At 73.7% G+C, this 17307-nt stretch carries 16 protein-coding genes; 6 read left to right on the top strand and 10 right to left on the bottom strand.

The window, feature by feature from the left end:
- Nucleotides 1-289: 289 nt before the first annotated feature.
- Nucleotides 290-838, top strand: coding sequence for a proteasome activator (locus ACR9ZK_RS15240; protein WP_481342795.1), 549 nt, complete (start codon nucleotides 290-292; stop codon nucleotides 836-838).
- 100 nt (nucleotides 839-938) lie between these two features.
- Here the strand turns inward: ACR9ZK_RS15240 and ACR9ZK_RS15235 are convergent, their stop codons facing one another.
- Nucleotides 939-1163, bottom strand: a complete 225-nt coding sequence (locus ACR9ZK_RS15235; protein WP_481342794.1) for a hypothetical protein — start codon at nucleotides 1161-1163, stop codon at nucleotides 939-941.
- 166 nt (nucleotides 1164-1329) lie between these two features.
- On the opposite strand from ACR9ZK_RS15235, the gene ACR9ZK_RS15230 reads away from it, so the two are divergent.
- Entirely contained in the window at nucleotides 1330-3045 is a 1716-nt protein-coding gene (locus ACR9ZK_RS15230; protein ID WP_481342793.1) for a metallophosphoesterase family protein, read from the top strand.
- Here the strand turns inward: ACR9ZK_RS15230 and ACR9ZK_RS15225 are convergent.
- Nucleotides 3035-4828: an AMP-binding protein gene (locus ACR9ZK_RS15225; protein WP_481342792.1), complete on the bottom strand. Its 1794-nt coding sequence runs from the start codon at nucleotides 4826-4828 to the stop codon at nucleotides 3035-3037. The two genes, ACR9ZK_RS15230 and ACR9ZK_RS15225, sit on opposite strands and share 11 nt — an antisense overlap.
- Nucleotides 4829-5136: 308 nt before the next feature.
- Here ACR9ZK_RS15225 and ACR9ZK_RS15220 point away from each other — a divergent pair, with 308 nt between their 5' ends.
- A complete protein-coding gene (locus ACR9ZK_RS15220) occupies nucleotides 5137-6711 on the top strand; it encodes a phytoene desaturase family protein (protein WP_481342791.1) in 1575 nt (524 codons plus the stop codon).
- 8 nt (nucleotides 6712-6719) lie between these two features.
- On the opposite strand, the gene ACR9ZK_RS15215 is transcribed toward ACR9ZK_RS15220, so the two are convergent.
- A complete protein-coding gene (locus ACR9ZK_RS15215; RefSeq protein WP_481342790.1) occupies nucleotides 6720-7307 on the bottom strand; it encodes a DNA-3-methyladenine glycosylase I in 588 nt (195 codons plus the stop codon).
- 201 nt (nucleotides 7308-7508) lie between these two features.
- Entirely contained in the window at nucleotides 7509-7889 is a 381-nt protein-coding gene (locus ACR9ZK_RS15210) for a VOC family protein (RefSeq protein ID WP_481342789.1), read from the bottom strand.
- A 55-nt stretch (nucleotides 7890-7944) separates the two neighbouring features.
- Here ACR9ZK_RS15210 and ACR9ZK_RS15205 point away from each other — a divergent pair, with 55 nt between their 5' ends.
- On the top strand, nucleotides 7945-8820 hold the full coding sequence (locus ACR9ZK_RS15205) for a phosphatase PAP2 family protein (RefSeq protein ID WP_481342788.1): 876 nt from the start codon (nucleotides 7945-7947) through the stop codon (nucleotides 8818-8820).
- A gap of 10 nt (nucleotides 8821-8830) precedes the next feature.
- Nucleotides 8831-10549, top strand: a complete 1719-nt coding sequence (locus ACR9ZK_RS15200) for an NAD(P)/FAD-dependent oxidoreductase (RefSeq protein WP_481342787.1) — start codon at nucleotides 8831-8833, stop codon at nucleotides 10547-10549.
- A gap of 104 nt (nucleotides 10550-10653) precedes the next feature.
- On the opposite strand, the gene ACR9ZK_RS15195 is transcribed toward ACR9ZK_RS15200, so the two are convergent.
- The 4 genes from ACR9ZK_RS15195 to ACR9ZK_RS15180 all read right to left on the bottom strand — a co-directional run bounded on the left by ACR9ZK_RS15195 (nucleotide 10654) and on the right by ACR9ZK_RS15180 (nucleotide 13253).
- Nucleotides 10654-11292, bottom strand: a complete 639-nt coding sequence (locus ACR9ZK_RS15195) for an FMN-binding negative transcriptional regulator (RefSeq protein ID WP_481342786.1) — start codon at nucleotides 11290-11292, stop codon at nucleotides 10654-10656.
- A 127-nt stretch (nucleotides 11293-11419) separates the two neighbouring features.
- Nucleotides 11420-11728, bottom strand: a complete 309-nt coding sequence (locus ACR9ZK_RS15190) for a hypothetical protein (RefSeq protein WP_481342785.1) — start codon at nucleotides 11726-11728, stop codon at nucleotides 11420-11422.
- Nucleotides 11725-12594: a DUF4097 family beta strand repeat-containing protein gene (locus ACR9ZK_RS15185; protein WP_481342784.1), complete on the bottom strand. Its 870-nt coding sequence runs from the start codon at nucleotides 12592-12594 to the stop codon at nucleotides 11725-11727. Before ACR9ZK_RS15185 ends, ACR9ZK_RS15190 begins: the two co-directional genes overlap by 4 nt.
- 89 nt (nucleotides 12595-12683) lie before the next feature.
- Nucleotides 12684-13253, bottom strand: coding sequence for a toxin-antitoxin system HicB family antitoxin (locus ACR9ZK_RS15180; RefSeq protein WP_481342783.1), 570 nt, complete (start codon nucleotides 13251-13253; stop codon nucleotides 12684-12686).
- A gap of 178 nt (nucleotides 13254-13431) precedes the next feature.
- Between ACR9ZK_RS15180 and ACR9ZK_RS15175 the strand changes: the two genes are divergently transcribed.
- Complete coding sequence (locus ACR9ZK_RS15175; RefSeq protein WP_481342781.1) at nucleotides 13432-14529, top strand: MBL fold metallo-hydrolase; 1098 nt, start codon at nucleotides 13432-13434, stop codon at nucleotides 14527-14529.
- A 30-nt stretch (nucleotides 14530-14559) separates the two neighbouring features.
- On the opposite strand, the gene ACR9ZK_RS15170 is transcribed toward ACR9ZK_RS15175, so the two are convergent.
- Both ACR9ZK_RS15170 and ACR9ZK_RS15165 read right to left on the bottom strand, forming a co-directional pair.
- Entirely contained in the window at nucleotides 14560-15054 is a 495-nt protein-coding gene (locus ACR9ZK_RS15170) for a GtrA family protein (protein ID WP_481342780.1), read from the bottom strand.
- A gap of 43 nt (nucleotides 15055-15097) precedes the next feature.
- A complete protein-coding gene (locus tag ACR9ZK_RS15165) occupies nucleotides 15098-17200 on the bottom strand; it encodes an ArnT family glycosyltransferase (RefSeq protein ID WP_481342779.1) in 2103 nt (700 codons plus the stop codon).
- Between the last annotated feature and the right edge of the window lie 107 nt (nucleotides 17201-17307).

Here is a 17307-nt window from a genome sequence, read left to right as displayed (position 1 = left end):
TCCGTCGTCGGCAGCGTCAGATGTGTATAAGAGACAGGGCGCCATGGGTGCGCTCGCCCGCGCCCGCCTGCGCCCGCCTGCCGTCGGCTCGTCCCCGGGTGACGCGCTCGTCCCTCGGCTCGACCCGTGCGGCAGGATGGAGGGCATGACTGACGACGCCACGACCACGGGACCTGGCAGCACCGGCAGCACGGGGAGCACCGGCAGCACGTGGGGCGGCCGGCCCGACGGCTCGGGCGACGCGGGCGGCAACGAGCAGCAGCGCGTCGTCGTCGTGACCCCCGACGGCATGGGGGTCTCCGAAGGCCCCGGCGGCGACGGCGACGACCGGGCGGGCGACGCGGACGGCACCGGCCGGGGCCGGGACGAGGAGGACCGCGAGCGGACCAACCCGGCGGACCTCGTCGAGGAGCCGGCCAAGGTCATGCGCATCGGCTCGATGATCAAGCAGCTGCTCGAGGAGGTGCGCAACGCTCCTCTCGACGAGGCCGGGCGGCGCCGTCTCGCGGACATCCACCACCGGTCCCTCGAGGAGCTCAAGGGCGGCCTCGCGCCCGAGCTCGTCGAGGAGCTCGACCGCATCGCGCTACCCTTCCGCAGCGACGAGCCGAGCGACTCCGAGCTGCGCATCGCCCAGGCCCAGCTCGTCGGCTGGCTCGAGGGCCTGTTCCACGGCATCCAGACCGCGCTCGTCGCCCAGCAGATGGCGGCCCAGCAGCAGCTCCAGCAGATGCGGGCGCTGCCCCCGGGCCCCGGCGCGTCGTACGGCACACCCCCCGGCGTGCACCCGGGCCACCACCCGCAGGCTGACAGCGGTCCCACCGGCCAGTACCTCTGAGCCACCCCTGAGCAGCGTCTGCGCCACCCGCGAGCCACCCGCGGTCGAGGTATCCGCTCGCGCCCGACCGCGACGGATCACCTCGACTCGTGAGGGTGGGTCACCGACGCGGACGGGACCCGCGCACGGCACTGCGCGGACGCGGTCGCCCGCGGGCCGCCCAGGGCGCGACGAGCAGGGTCAGCCACGCGAACCCGAGGACGAAGCTGCCCACGAGCACGGCGACGCCGGCGTCCTCACCGAGGACCCTCCGCCCGAAGAGGAGCAGCACGACGTAGGCGACGAGCAGGACCACGACGACGTGGCGGCGGCGAGCTGGACCCATGGCTCCTCCCTTCCGGTCCGATGCCAGCAGCCGCAGGTGAACGCCCGGTGTCCCGGCGGCGTCGGCGCGTCGCCGTCGAGGCGGACACTTCGGACGTCGGCCACGGGCTGCCCGGCACGCCCGACACGTCGGAGGGCGCGCCGCATCCGCCGGTTAGGGTGAGGCGGTGCGACGCGTGCGGGACCTGCTGTCCGGCGATGGCCACTGGCTGCGCCGCGGGTCGCACGTGCTCAGCTGGGTCGCGGTCCTCGCCGCCTGCTACCTCGGCGGGGTGGCCGCGACGAACCTCGCCCCGACCGTCGTCGAGACGTCGCAGTACCGGGCGGTGCTGCGCCTCGACCCCATCCCGCGGCACACGGCCGTGCTGCACTCCCCGACGATCATCGGGGACGTCGACGTCGCCTTCGCCTCGCCGATCCTCGCGCCGGGCCTCGACGTGCAGGTCGCCGTGCGCGAGGAGATCACCAACCTCTTCACCCGGCCCGACGTCGACATCCGGTCGCTCCAGCCCTCGGGGGACGAGGTCTCCGGCGCCATCACGCAGGCGGCGGTCGGCGTCGGCGTCCGCTTCCTCCTCGGCGCCCTCGCCATCGCGGTGCTCCTGTCCCTCGCGTCCCACTACATCCGCCAGCGCACCACCCGGCGGCACCACGTCGCGTTCGTCGCCTCGGCCATGGTCGTCGCGTGCGCCGGCACCTTCGGCGGGATCGCGGTGACCTACCAGCCGGCGCGGTTCGCCGAGTACCGCACGACCGGGGTCCTCGGTGTCGTCCAGCGCAACGCCGGGCTGCTCGCCGACGTCGAGGCGCGGGCCGCGCAGGTGACGCCCTACTTCCGCAACCTGCTCGCCGTGACGCAGGCCCTCCAGCAGAAGTACGTCCAGGGCAGCGTCAGCGAGCCGGTGTCGGCGCGCCTCCTCCTCGTCTCCGACATCCACGGCGCCAACCAGTACGCCCTCATGCGCACGATCGTCGAGGAGGAGGGCATCGACGCCGTCATCGACAGCGGGGACCTCATCAACTTCGGACGCGTCCAGGAGGCCGAGGCGGCCGGGATCTTCCGCTCGATCCAGCGACTGGGTGTGCCGTACGTCTTCGTCAGCGGCAACCACGACCAGTCCTCGGCGACCGACCGTGGGCTCGTCGACCGCCTCGGCCGCATCCCCAACGTGGTGCTCCTCGAGGACGGCCGGGGCGCGCTGCGCGAGCTGTCGTTCCACGGGCTGCGGATCACCGGCTTCAACGACCCGCGGTTCTTCGGCGACGACAACGAGGACCCCGTCGCGAAGGAGAAGCCCGCGGTCGACCGGTACAACGCGACGATGGCCGACCAGCCCGAGCCGGACGTCGTCGTCGCCCACGAGCCCTACGCCACGCAGGGCGTCGAGAAGGGTCGCCTCCTCGTCAACGGCCACATGCACACGCCGAAGCTCGACGGCAACCGGATCCAGGTCGGCACCTTCACCGGTGGCGGCGTCGTCGCCCACTACGCCGAGGGGCAGGGCGAGGAGCTCAACGGCCAGCCGTACGCCTTCGACATCCTCGCCTTCGGCAACGCCTGCGAGCTGAACTCCCTGACCCGCTACACCTTCCGCAACCTCCTCGAGGGCCGCCCCGCCTACGACAGCGTCGAGGTCATCAGTGGTGCCCGCATCGACCCCTACCGGCCCGAGCGGTCCACGGCCCAGCCGGGCGAGCCGGCGAAGGCGGCGACCCGGACGTGCGGACGCGTGGACGAGACGACCCTGCGGACGCTGCCGGTGCCGACCCCCGAGGACGTCGGTGCGACGACCGCACCGGGGGGCGCCACGACACCGGCGACGCCGGGGACGCCGATCCCGACCACCTCCACGGTGCGGGTCCCGGGAGGCGTCAGCCCCTGAGGTCGGGGAACTGGTCGTCGCGCCACTCGTCCTGCGGCTGGGTGGCACCCGACGCGTCGAGGTCGTTCTCGCGTCCGCGCAGCTCGACGCGGCGGATCTTTCCCGAGATCGTCTTGGGCAGGTCGTAGAACTCGATGCGGCGGACGCGCTGCCACGGCGCAAGCTTCTCGTGGGCGTGGGCGAGGATGGAGCGGGCCGTCTCCTCCCCGGGCTCGTGGCCGGGGGCGAGGGCGATGTAGGCCTTGGGCACGGCCAGACGCACCGGGTCGGGAGCCGGCACGACGGCCGCCTCCGCGACGGCCGGGTGCTCGATGAGGACCGACTCGACCTCGAACGGGCTGATCTTGTAGTCGCTGGCCTTGAAGACGTCGTCGGTCCGGCCGACGAAGGAGATGTAGCCCTCGGCGTCGACCGACGCGACGTCGCCGGTGTGGTAGAAACCGCCGGCCATCGCCTCGGCGTTGCGCGTCTCGTCGCCCTGGTAGCCGGTCATGAGCGGCACGGGCCGGTGCGTCAGGTCGAGGCAGATCTCGCCCTCGCGGTTGCCGTCCGGGTCGGCCTCGGTGACCGGCACGGTGGTGACCGGGTCGACCACCACGACCGGGTAGCCGGGCAGCGGCCGACCCATCGAGCCCGGCTTGACGAGGGACCCGGGTGTGTTGCCCACCGACAGGGTCGTCTCGGTCTGGCCGTAGCCGTCGCGGATCGTCAGCCCCCACGCCTTCTCCACCTGCGCGATGACCTCCGGGTTGAGCGGCTCGCCGGCACCGACGACCTCGCGCAGCGCACCGGGCCCGCCCGACAGGTCGCTCTTGATGAGCATCCGCCACACGGTCGGCGGCGCGCACAGCGAGGTGACCGCGTGGTCGCGCAGGACGCGCAGCAGCGCGGCGGCGTCGAAACGGGCGTAGTTGTAGACGAAGATCGTCGCCTCGGCGATCCACGGCGCGAAGAACGAGGACCACGCGTGCTTCGCCCAGCCCGGGCTGCTGATGTTGAGGTGGACGTCGCCGGGCCGCAGCCCGAGCCAGTACATCGTCGTCAGGTGCCCGACGGGGTAGGAGCGCTGGGTGTGCTCGACGAGCTTGGGCCGGCTCGTCGTGCCGGAGGTGAAGTAGAGCAGCAGCCGGTCGTCCGGTCCGGTGCCCGGGTGCCGCGCGGGACCGGCGTCGGACGCGTGGGCGTCGGCGAAGGAGTGCCACCCCTCGGGCGCCCCGCTGGATGGGTCGCCGGAACGATCGCCGGAGGGGTCGCTGCCGACCGCGACGCGGACGTAGTCACCGGGGAGGTCGTCGAGCTTGTGCACCTCCGACGCGTTGGTCACGACGGCCCGGGCGCTGACCCGCTCCATCCGGTCGGCGAGGTCGCCGGGGCCGACGGCCGTCGTCGTCGGCACGATGACGGCGCCGAGCTTCATGACGGCCAGCATCGTCTCCCACAGCTCGACCTGGTTGCCGAGCATGAGGATCACCGAGTCACCGCGGCGCACGCCGAGCGACCCGAGCCAGGCCGCGACGCGGTCCGAGCGGCGGGCCATGTCGTCGAAGCTGACCGTCGAGGACGACTCGTCCTCCTCGACGATCGTCAGCGCGGGCCGGTCGTTGCCGCGCGCGATCGCGTCGAACCAGTCGACGGCCCAGCTGAACCGGTCGCCGAGCTCCGGCCACGCGAACTCGGCGACGGCGCGGGCGTGGTCACCGCGCAGGTCGAGCAGCCGGTCCCGGGCGGCGCGGTAGGCGTCGGTCGCGCTCGTCGTCGAGGGTGCGTCGGTCACGTCGGTCATGCTCCGACCTTGCCACGCGGCGACCCGCTCCAGAAGGGGACGGACGCATCGGTCACCTCACACGGTCGGCGCCGGGACGCGTCAGTACGTCTCGTCCCGGCCGGCGCGTCGGCGACGCTCCTCGGCGAGCGGCGGCGACGGCGAGGACTCCGGCGGCGACGAGCACGAGGCCGGCCAGTTCGGTCAGGTCGCGCCCCCCGCCCCCCGCAACACACCGAGCAGTCGCCAACCGCCACCCGGTACTCCCGGTCGCGTTGGCTACTTCTCGGTGTGTTCCGGGCTCAGGCGTGGTGGCTAGGGTGACGGGGGTGCACTACGACGACATCGTCATCGGCGCCGGCCACAACGGCCTGACTGCGGCCGCGTACCTCGCCCGCGCGGGTCGCCGGGTCCTCGTGCTCGAGCGGGGCGAGCACGTCGGTGGTGCCGCAGTGTCGGCGCGCGCCTTCGCCGGTGTCGACGCTCGGCTGTCGCGCTACTCCTACCTCGTGTCGCTGCTGCCCCGGCAGATCCTCACCGACCTCGACCTCGACGTGCAGCTGGTCCGGCGCCGCTACTCCTCGTACACGCCGGTGCCGGCCGACCCCCGGCGGGGTCTGCTCGTCGACACCGCGGACGCCGCCGCGACGCAGGCCGCCTTCCGGGACCTCACCGGCGGCGAGGACGCCTGGGCGGGGTGGACCGAGCTCTACGGCCGCATGGCAGGACTCGCCGCGAAGGTCTTCCCCACGGTTCTCGAGCCGCTGGCCAGTCGCGAGCACGTCCGCAGCCTGTCGGGCGACCCCGAGCTGTTCGACGCGCTGACGACGCGCCCGGTCGGTGAGCTGGTCGAGTCGGTGACCGACGACGACACCCTCCGCGGCATCATCGCCACCGACGCCCTCATCGGCACGTTCGCCTCACTGCGCGGTGACGACCTCCGCCAGAACGTGTGCTTCCTCTACCACCTCGTCGGCGGTGGCACCGGCGACTGGGACGTGCCCGTCGGCGGCATGGGCGCCCTGACCGACGCGCTCGCCCGGGCCGCGGTCGACGCAGGGGCGAGCATCGTCACCGGGGCCGACGTCACGAGCCTCGACCCGTCGACGGGCGAGGTCGCGTGGGCCGGCGGCAGCGGGATCGACGCCGGCAGCGCAGGCGGCCGTGCCCGGGGCACCTCGCTGCTCGCCGCCTGTGCGCCCACCGTCCTCAACCGGCTGCTCGCCGCCGCCGGCGCCGACCCCGTGCCGACCGAGGACGACGTCGAGGGCAGCCAGCTCAAGGTCAACATGCTCCTGACGCGGCTGCCCCGGCTGCGCGACCCGAGCGCCGATCCCCGGGCCGCCTTCGCCGGCACCTTCCACGTCAACGAGGGCTACCGCCAGCTCGAGGACGCCTACGCCGCGGCCGCCGCCGGACGCATCCCCGACCTGCCGCCGTGCGAGGTCTACTGCCACACCCTGAGCGACCGCTCGATCCTCGGCCCCCGGCTCGCCGCCTCGGACGCGCAGACGCTGACGCTGTTCGGCCTCCACCTGCCGGCCCGGCTGTTCCGCGAGGACAACGACGCCGCGACGGCGGCCGCCCTGGCGGCGACGTTGCGCTCGCTCGACTCGGTCCTCGCCGAGCGGATCGAGGACGTCCTGCTGCGCGACGCCGACGGCCGGCCGTGCCTCGAGGTGAGGAGCCCCGTGGACCTCGAGCGCTCGCTCGGCCTGCCGGGCGGCAACATCTTCCACCGGTCGCTGCAGTGGCCGTGGGCCGAGCGTGACCCGGAGGTCGGCACGTGGGGGGTCGAGACGCCGTACGCCTCGCTCCTGCTCGCGGGAGCGGGCGCCCGGCGCGGCGGCGGGGTCAGCGGCATCCCGGGGCACAACGCGGCCCGTGCCGTCCTGGACGGCTGAGCCCGCCGTCAGTCGGGCCAGACGCCGCTCGTACCGCGCCGGTGGCTCGTGACCAGGTGCGTGTCGACGATGCCGACGGCCTCCATGAGGGCGTACATCGTCGTCGGCCCGACGAAGGCGAAACCCTTCTTGCGCAAGGCCTTCGAGAGGGCCTTGCTCTCCTCCGAGACGGTGGGGACCTCGGAGTGGTCCGTGGGGCGGGGGGTGTCGGCAGGTCGGAACGACCACACGAGCTCGACGAGCCCGCCCTCGCGGCGAAGGGCGACGGTGGCGCGCGCGTTCTGGATCGTCGCGGTGATCTTCATCCGGTTGCGCACGATGCCGGCGTCCTGCATGAGCCGCTCGACGTCGGCGTCGGTGAACGTGGCGACGACGTCGGGGTCGAAGTCGGCGAAGGCGGCCCGGAAGGCCGGCCGCTTGCGCAGGATGGTGGCCCAGGAGAGGCCGGACTGGAAGCCCTCGAGGCAGATGCGCTCGTAGAGGCCCTGCTCGTCGCGGACCGGCATGCCCCACTCGGTGTCGTAGTAGTCCATGAGCAGCGGGTCGGACGAGGCCCACAGCGGGCGCGCCAGACCGTCGGTTCCGACGACCGTCATGCGGTGACCCTACGACGCGGCGGGGACATCGGGCTCACCGCGCCTCACCGCAGGTCGAGGCGCATGAGCACGCGTGGGAACCCTGCCGACACCGAGCCGGGTGGCTCAGGCACCAACAGACGCTCGAGGTCGGGTTCCTCGGCCCGAGCATCGTCGCGACGTCGTCGAACCGGTCCCTGGTCGCGGGCCGCACGACGACGGTCATCCGGGGCGCACCGCGCTGAGACAGAACGGGTGCCCCACGGGGTCGAGCATGACGCGCCACTGGTCGGGGGCCGGCTGGTGGCCGGCCTCGCGGGCACCGAGCTCCAGCGCCTTGGACACGCACGCATCGAGGTCGTCCGCGGCGAGGTCGAGGTGCAGCTGCTGGCGCTGCGGGCCGTCCGGCCACGTCGGCGCCTCGTACGCGTCGACCCGCATGAGCGTCAGCATCGGCCCCGCGCCGGAGAGGCAGACGACGCCTCGGTCGGGCGTGGCGAACGCCTCCTCCAGCCCGAGCAGGGCGCGGTAGAAGGGGGCGATGGCGTCGGGGTCGGGGCAGTCGATCGAGATGGACGCGAGCGGCGCGACGGCGGCGGTCATGGCCCCGGACCCTACGCCGGGTCGCCGACACCGGTCACCGGGTAAGGAACCGGGCGTGGCAGAGCACGCGCACCGGCACACACCCGACGACACGATCGGCGCGCGTGACCTCACCGCGTGGCACACCCGCCTCGGGCGGTGGCTGGTCGGCGTCTTCGCCGCCGTCGCGCGCGCGTCGCGACCGACGGCGCGACGCGTCGCCTCGTGGTCCGCTGCCCACGTGGCGTTCGTCGTCTTCACCGTCGTTGCCCTGGTCGTCATGGCGGCGCTCGTCGAGGGCGTCGAGACGCTCTACGAGGGCGTCGTCGGACGCGACGGCCTCACGGTGGTCGACCAGCCGGTCCTCGACACCGCGGTGTCGCTGCGCTCGCCCGGGCTCGACTCTGCCGTCACCGCGTTCACCGACGTCGGCGGGCCCGTCGGCATGCCGATCCTGGCCACCGTCGTCGTCGCGGTCATCACGTGGCGCCGGCGCCGGTGGACGCCGGTCGTCGTGGCGGCCGTCTCGGCGGCCGGCTCGCTCGCCATGACCGTCGTCGGCAAGGGCTTCGTCGACCGCGCCCGACCGCCGGCGTCGCTCGCGGTTCCGCCGCTCGAGGTGTCAGCGTCGTTCCCGAGCGGTCACACCCTCAACGCCACGGTGCTGACGACCGTCGTCGTCTACCTCCTCCTCATCGAGACGACCGCCGCGTGGCAGCGCGTCGTCGCCGTCACCGTGGGCACGCTTTTCGTCCTGTCCATGGGCCTGTCGCGGGTGTTCCTCGGCCACCACTGGCTCACCGACGTCCTCGCCGGGTGGCTCATCGGTCTGGCCTGGGCCCTCGCCGTCATCACGGCCCACCGGCTCTGGCTCACGTTGCGCGAGCGCCCGGCGGCCGCGTCGGCGTCGGCGGATCCGGGGGCCATACCCGGGGCGCCACGTTCCTCCTAGGATCGGCAGGGTGAAGCCGGCGATCATCCTCGTGTCCGAGACCCGCTGCGAGCAGCTGCGCGACGAGTTCTGCCGCTACGAGCGCGACTACGAGCTGCCGACGGCCACCTCGGCCCACGAGGCCAAGCTCGAGGCGCGCCGCGTCGTCGCCGAGGGCGGCCAGGTCGCGATGTTCGTCACCGAGTCGCGGCTGCCCGACGCGGAGGTCCTCGAGGCCTTCCACTGGTGGCGCGCCACGGTGCCGACGGCCCGGCGCGTCATCGCCAGCCACGTGTCGACGTTCCGCGAGGACGCGGACCGGCTCCGCGGCGGCATGGCCAAGGGCAAGTACGACGCCTACCTGCTCATGCCCCGCGGTCCTCGTGACGAGGAGTTCCACACCGCCGTGTGCGAGCTGCTGTCCGACTGGGGCTCGACCGTGGCCGAGCCCGAGGCCGTTGCCGTCGCCATCGTCTCGCCCGTCGAGGACGCGCTCACCCTCGCCATCCGCGACTACCTGGACCGGATGGGCATGCCCAACCGCGTCTACCCGCCCGACAGTGAGAAGGGCCGGCACGTCCTCGACCTCCACGTCGCCGGCGGCGGCGAGCCCGACTTCCCGCTCGTCATGGACCTGGGCCAGCGCGTCGGGGTCGCCCACAGCGTCCGCGACGTCGCGTCCCGCATCTACGGTCGGCCGGCGGACGTCGACGTCGACCGCGTCGTCGACGTGGCCATCGTCGGCGCGGGACCCGCAGGTCTCGCGGCCGCGGTGTACGCGTCGTCGGAGGGCCTGTCGACCGTCGTGCTCGAGGCCGAAGCCGTTGGCGGACAGGCCGGTACGTCGTCGATGATCCGCAACTACCTCGGCTTCCCGCGCGGCATCTCCGGCATGCGGCTCGCCCAGCGGGCCCGCAACCAGGCCATCCGGTTCGGCACCCGGTTCTTCACCGGCTGGCCGGTCACGTCGTTCGTACCCGGCGAGGTCGACGACGCCGGTGTGCCCACGCCGCACCGCCTCTGCACGGAGGGCGGCGACGTGCTGGCCCGGGCCGTCGTCGTGTCGGCCGGCGTCACGTACCGGCGCCTCGACGCCCCCGGCATCGAACGGCTCGTCGGCCTCGGCGTCCACTACGGCAGCGCCATGACGGCCGCCCGCGAGATGGAGGGCTACGACGTCGTGGTCGTCGGCGGCGGCAACTCCGCGGGGCAGGCGGCGATCCACCTGGCCCGGTTCGCCCGCTCGGTGACGATCCTCGTACGGCGCGAGAGCCTCGCCGAGACGATGTCGAGCTACCTCGTCGGCGAGATCGAGTACAACCCGCGCGTCACCGTCCAGGGCTGCTCGGAGGTCGTCGCGGGCGGGCCCGGTGACGACGGCCGTCTCGGCTGGGTCACCGTCCGCGACACCCGTGACGGCACCGAGACCACGCGGGACTGCCGGGGCCTGTTCCTGCTCATCGGCGCCGCGCCCCACTGCGACTGGCTGCCCGACGTGGTGGCGCGCGACGAGCGCGGGTTCGTCCTCACCGGCCGCGACGTGCCGCAGGCGCGCTGGAACGGCGACCTGCCCCCCGAGAGCCTCGAGACGACGGTGCCCGGGGTCTTCGCGGCGGGCGACATCAGGGCCGGGTCGATGAAGCGGGTCGCAGCCGCGAGCGGCGAGGGCGCGTCGGTCGTGCCGCTCGTGCACGCGTGGCTCGACCCGGCCCGCTGGTCGCCGACCGCGGAGCGGGTCACCGCTCGATGAGGCGCCCCGCGTCGACGCGGTGGCGCACCACGGTCGTCGTGGCGAGCCACTGACTCGCCGATGCCTCGGCGCATCTGTGCCACAACGGCTTCCAGATCAGGGGGTCAGCTCGACAGGGCGTCCGCCATGGCGTCGGCGACGACGTGCGCGACGGCGCCCGGCTCGTCGCGCAGGCCCGCGATGGCTCCGGCACGATCGGCGTCCGACCGGTTCTGCGACAGCTTGGCCTTGCCCTCGACGCGCTCGACGCGCAGCTCGACGCCGACGATGGCGCGCAGGCGGCCCCGGACCCACCTGGCCGGTGCGTCCGTGACGGCCCACGGCGCGGCACGGCCGGCCTCGTGCCGCTCGGTCAGCCGCGTGACGACGTCGAGAACCCACCCGGGGTCGTCGTGGACCGTCACCGCACCGGAGAGCTGGACCTCGCTGTAGTTCCAGGTCGGCACGACCCGGCCGTGCTCACGCTTGCTCGCGTACCAGCCCGGCGACACGTAGGCGTCCGCCCCGGTGACGACGACGAGGCCGGCGGAGCCCGACGCGATCCGCGTCCACTGCTCGTTGGACCGGGCGACGTGGCCCACGACGCGCAGGCTGCCCTCCGGCTCCTCGTCGACGATGACGGGCAGGAGCGTGGCGTCCGGCCGCCCGTCCGGGCCGACGGTGACGAGGTGGCCGGCGGGGTGCGCGTCGAGGAAGCGGCGGATCTCGCCGTCGGCCATGGCGTTGGCGCGGGGCACGTACATGGCTCGATCGTCGCACGCCGGTCCGTGCGCACCGGGCGAGCAGGGCAGCCGCAACGCCACCCGCGACGCCGGACGCCCACCCGGCCGGGAAGCGTCGGCGGGTGGGCGTCGGCCCGCGGGAGCGGGGTCAGGAGTGGCGGTGCGGCGAGCGGCGAGGCTGCGCCTGCCAGGGCCGCGGTGCCGAACGGTCGTGGCCGGACCGCGTGACGACCGGCGCGCCACCGTGTGCGTCCCCGTGTGCACCGCGGCGCGCGGCCGCGTCATCACCGTGCGCATCGGGGTCGAGGCGCTCGGCGAGCCGCCGCAGCAGGAGCGCGGCGCGCACGTGGCGGCGTTGGCGCCGGGGCGCGTGGTGCCGTGCCGCCGAGCGCTGGAGGATGACGTCGCGGGCGAGCGCCTCCTGCGGAGTCAGGGTCATGCCCTTCACGGCGCTCATGCCAGGCTCGCCGTCGCGCGCTTGACGTGGATATCGCCGCTGCCGGAGTGGACCGTGAGGCTGGCGCGCGCCTCGCTGTCGCCGGGTCCGTCGGAGGACTCGAGGTCGACGTCGACGTCGCCCGTGACGCTGTTGAGGTCGAGGAACGCCGCGACACCGTGCGCCACGCCGATGGTCACGTCGCCGGTGCCGGTGCGGGCCTGGACCTGGCCGCCGTGCACGGCCCCGAGGTCGACGTCGCCCGTGCCGGTCATCAGCTCGAGGTCGCCGGTGCTCGCGTCGATGCGCAGGTCACCCGAGCCGGTCTTCGCCTTGACGGGGGCGTCGGAGCGGCGCAGCGCGATGTCGCCGCTGCCGGTCACGAGGTCGAGGCGGCCACCGGCCGAGCCGATGGAGACGTCGCCGGACCCGGTCTTGGCGTTGACGTCCCCGCGCGCCGACTGGAGCGTGAGGTCGCCGGAGCCTGACTTCAGGTGTGCGGCGGCCACCTCGTGGAAGGTGAGGTCGCCGGCCCCGGTGTTGGCGCGGACCTCGCCCAGCAGGCCCGATGCCGTGATGTCACCGGCGCCGGTGCGGGCCTCGACGGCGCTGCCGGTGGGCAGCTCGACCTCGACGTCGACCGAGCCCTTGGTGCCGAGCGAGAAGAACGAGTCGCGCAGCTTCGGGGACAGGACGACGACGTCGTTGCCGTGCGCCTCGACGGTGAACTTCTCGGCGAGCTCGGCGCCCTTGCGGCCGTGCGGGACCAGCCGCACGACGGTTGCCGAGGCGTCGGTGGCGGTCAGCGTCACGTCGCCGACGAGCAGCTCGACCTTGAGGTTGACGGGACCCGTCGTGTCGAAGCGGGTCTCGAGGGTGTCGCTCATGGTGGTTCCCTTCTGCGGTGCCGGTCGGGACGTGGCCCGGTGGTGCCGGCGCGGGATGTGGTGGTCGGTGGTGCCGGGGTGCAGGCGGGTCAGCGGACCCAGCCCTGGACCCGCTTGTTCGAGGAGCGGTTGCGGCCCGGCGCGCCCGGACCCAGCTGCGGTCCCGGCGGCATCGGTGGGAAGCCGGGGAAGCCGGGAGCCGGGGGGTTGCCGTGCGCCGCGGCGCGGACGGCGTTGACGATCCATGTGTTGAGGGACTGTCCGCGCTGCGCGGCGAGGTCCTCGGCGCGGCCCTTGAGGGCCTCGGGCAGGCGCAGCGTGATGCGGGCCGTCTCAGCGCCCTCCTCGTCGGCCGGCAGCGCGGTGGTGTCGGTGGAGCGCACGGCCTGGGTGTCGTCGACGGCGACGGCGGCCGGGCCGGCGCCGACGACGACGAAGACGGGTTCGCGGCCCTGGAGGCGCACCTCGACCGACGTGCCGTCGAGCTCGTTGGTGATCTCGGCCGCCGCGTGCGACAGGGCGTCCAGGAGGGCGAGACGCGCCGACGAGTCGAGCGCGTACCCGAGGCGCTCGGCCGCCTGCCCCAGCTCTGGGCCCATCGCCTCGGCGGCTCGGGCCAGGTCCCGCCGGAGTGTGTCGACGTGCTCGGTGATGTCCATACGCATCAATATGACATCACTGTGGTGTCACGTCAACACCATGGCGGCGTCATCGGTAACGCGACGCGGCAAACCCGCAGAATGGAGCCCTGGCCGACCGTCGCCACCTCCGGGCGGCCCGGTTTCCGTCGCCCAAACCACCGACCCGGTCCCCGAGCGGACCCCGAGAGGACACCCGGTGCAGCTGCCGATCCTGCGACGCATGGGCGCCACGACGAGCGCCGTCCGCGCCCGCGTGACCGCCTCCCCCAACTACCGTGACGGCCGGTTCAGGGCGCACGAGCCGCCGCACGTCGGCGCGGCCCCGGAGGCCGAAGGGCCAGGCAGCGTCCTCGGCACCATGTGGCGCGAGCGCGGCCGGGGCCGCCCCGCCGGTCGCGTCCCGCTCGTGCGGCCCCAGCACCCGACCGCGCCGGCCGACCTCGCCGTCACGTGGTACGGCCACGCGACGTCGGTCGTCGAGGTCGACGGCGCCCGCTTCCTCCTCGACCCGGTCTTCGGGCAGCGGGCCTCACCGTCGACGCTCGTCGGCCCGAAGCGCCTGCACCCGGTCCCCGGGTCCATCGCCGAGCTGCCGCCGCTCGACGCCGTCGTCATCAGCCACGACCACTACGACCACCTCGACGAGCCGTCCATCACGATGCTCGAGCGCACCCACCGGCCGCTGTACGTCGTGCCCCTCGGCGTCGACGAGCACCTCCGGTCCTGGGGCGTGCCCGCCGGGCGCATCACGTCGCTCGACTGGCGCGAGTCGACCGTCGTGGCCGGGATCACCCTGACGTGCACCGAGGCGCGGCACTTCTCCGGCCGCGGTTTCGTCCGCGACCAGACGCTGTGGGCGGCGTGGTCGCTGCGCGGTCCGCGCCATGCCGTGTTCTTCGGCGGCGACTCCGGGCCGACGCACCGCTACGCCGACATCGGCACCGACCTCGGCCCGTTCGACCTGACGATCATCCCGGTCGGCGCCTACAGCGTGCACTGGCCGGACATCCACCTCGACCCCGAGCAGGCCGTCTCGGCCCACCTCGACGTCAACCGGGGCGCGACCGACGCCGTCATGCTGCCGATCCACTGGGCCACCTTCAACCTGGCCCACCACTGGTGGAGCGAGCCGATCCGGTGGGCCCGGCGCGTCGCCGCCGACAAGGGCGTGCGTCTCGTCGCGCCGGTCGTGGGAACCCGTGTCGACCTGTCGGGTCGTGACGTCGACGCCGTCGTCGCCGCCCACCAGGAACCCTGGTGGGAGCAGGCTGCCGGCCCGGACGACCACGACTGACCCCGAGGCCCGTCGACGGTCGCCGGCCGGTCAGCGGTCGGGGCTGTCCCCGGCGGACACGGCCGGCTCCAGCCCTGCCGGCTGTGACCGGTCGGCGGTATGGGGCGGTGAGGGACGGAAGATCCACCGGTGCATGGCGACGAAGCGCGCCGCCGTCGACAGGACGTTGGCGACCGCGACGACGAGCGTCTGGACCTGCGTGCCCGCGCCAGGCGAGACCGCGGCGAGGGCGGCGAGCGCCGCCGTCGTCGCTGCGTAGGTGATGCCGAAGACGACGAGGGCCTGCCCGTGGTGGGTCACGAGGCGTCGGCGCCCGGTGACCCCGAACGTCCAGGTCCGGTTCAGCGCAGTGTTGACCACCGTCGCCACCACGAGCGCGAGGCCGTTGGCGAGGATCGACCCGACGCCGCCCCGCACCAGGGCCGCGAAGAGGCCGAGGTGCAGGACGGTCGACAGGACGCCGACGCCCGCGAACCGGACGACCTGCTGGGAGAGGCGGTTTCGCGGCGTCGGCAGGGACGTCATCGGAGGTCCTCCTGTGTCGTGGGGGGCGCTGTGCGTGCGGTCGTCACTGGACGGTCGTGGCGCCGGGGGCGGATGCGGAGTCCGTCAGCGGCCGGGTCAGGTCGTAGAACGTCGAGCCGTCGATCGTGACGCTCACGAAGTTCTGCTCGACCCACGACGCGATCTGCGAGGAGGCGTTGCTGCCGCCGTTCTGGCTGCCGAACCCTCTTGCGCCGCCGGCGAAGTAGTGGATCCGGCCTTCGGCGACGTACTGCTCGAACTGGGCGAGCGTCGGGCTGGGGTCGGACCCGTTGAACCCGCCGACGGCCATGACCGGCAGCTGCGTGCCGAGCTGGAGTCCGGCGGCGGTCTGCGACCCGACGGCCGCGGCCACCCACGTGTACCGGTCGGCGTCGGCCGACAGCGCCGCGACGACCGCGGTGCTCGGCGTCGACGCGTCGAGGAGGCCGCCCCGTCCGGCCCGAGGGCCACCCTGCTGCGCCGTGCCGTTGCCGTTGCCCCGGCTCAGGCCGCCGAAGGGAGCACCGCCGGCGAACGCGCCGGCAGCGCCACCGCCCGGACCCCCGCGGTGCGAGCCCGCAGGACCGGCCGTCACGATGGAGCCGGTGTGGCCCTGCGCCGTCGTCGACACGGTGTACGCGGCCGGTCCGGCGAGGCCGGCTACGAGCGCACCGGCGAGGACGAGGGGCACGGCCGCGAGGTGCAGCCACGGGACGGCGAGCAGGAGCAGGGCCGAGGCCAACCCGACGGCGAGGACGGCGATGCGCAGCCAGTCGCCGTAGGCCGTCGTGCCCGACAGGAGGATGAAGCCCCAGACCGCCGCCGCGGCCGTGGCCACCGCGAGGGTGACGGTGCCGACCGCCCGCCCGCGGTGCCGCCAGGCCTCCACTGACCCCATGCCGACGAGGGCACCGACGGCCGGGGCGAGGGCCACCGTGTAGTACTCGTGGAAGATGCCGGCCATGAAGCTGAAGACGAGCATCGTCACGACGAGCCAGCCACCCCAGACGAGGTAGGCCGCGCGGCGCACGTCGGTGCGCGGGCGTCGGCCGCGCAGGAACAGCCCGACGCCGAGCAGGACCAGAGCGCTCGGGATGAGCCAGGAGATCTGGTCACCGACGCTGCTGGAGAACATCCGGAACAGGCCCGTCTCGCCCCACATGCCGCCGCCACCGGGGCCACCGGCACCACCGCCACCGACCGAGCCGGTCTCGTTGCCGCTCAGCCGGCCCAGGCCGTTGTAGCCGAACGTCAGCTCGAGGAAGGAGTTGGTCTGGCTGCCGCCGATGTACGGGCGGGCCGAGGCGGGGACGAGCTCGACGATCGCGACCCACCAGCCGGCGGACAGGACCACGGCTCCGATCGCCAGCAGGGAGTGGACGATTCGCTTGCGCAGCGTCGTCGGTGCGGCCACGAGGTAGGCGATGCCGAAGAACGGCACGACGAGCAGCACCTGGAGGGTCTTGGTGAGGAAGCCGAGGCCGATGAGGACCCCGGCGACGACCATCCACCTCGCAGACGCCTGCTCGATGGCCTTCATCGTGGCCCACGCACCGAGCGCCATGAGCAGCGTCAGGAGCGCGTCGGGGTTGTTGAAGGTGAACATCAGCGCGGCGACCGGGGTCAGCGCGACGACGGCTCCCGCGACGAGCCCGGCCGCGGCACCGAAGTGCCTCTTGACGGTCGTGTGGACGACGCCGACGGTGGCGACGCCCATGAGCGCCTGCGGGACGAGGACGGCGAACGAGCTGAGCCCGAGGAGGCGCACCGACAGCGCCATGACCCACAGCGACGCGGGGGGCTTGTCGACCGTGATCGAGCCGGCGGCGTCGGAAGCGCCGTAGAAGAAGGCCTTCCAGCTCGCGCTGCCGGCCTGAACCGCCGCCGAGTAGAAGGCGTTGGCGTAGCCGCTCGCGGTGAGGTTCCACGTGTAGAGCACGAGGGTGACGACGAGCAGGGCGAGGAGCGCGGGACGCGCCCACGTGGGGTCGGCGTCCGAGCCGCGCCAGAGACGACGGAGCCGGCTCGCGCCACGGCCCGCACCGGCGGGCGGCGGGGCGACGGCGGGGTGGCGCTCCTGGAGCCCGGTGGCCTCCGGGGCCGCAGGGGCGGGTCGGCCCGGGGAGGTGAGGGTCGTGGTGTCCATGGGTCAACGGTCGAGCCGGCCGCTGTGGCGTCCCTATGACACGACTTTGGCGGGGTGATGAACGGTCGTCCCTCCCGAGCGACCGCGCCATGGCGCGCTTCCGGGCC

This window comes from Monashia sp. HAY1-5C (genome assembly GCF_056755255.1).
This window is presented reverse-complemented; position numbering and strand designations above follow the sequence as displayed.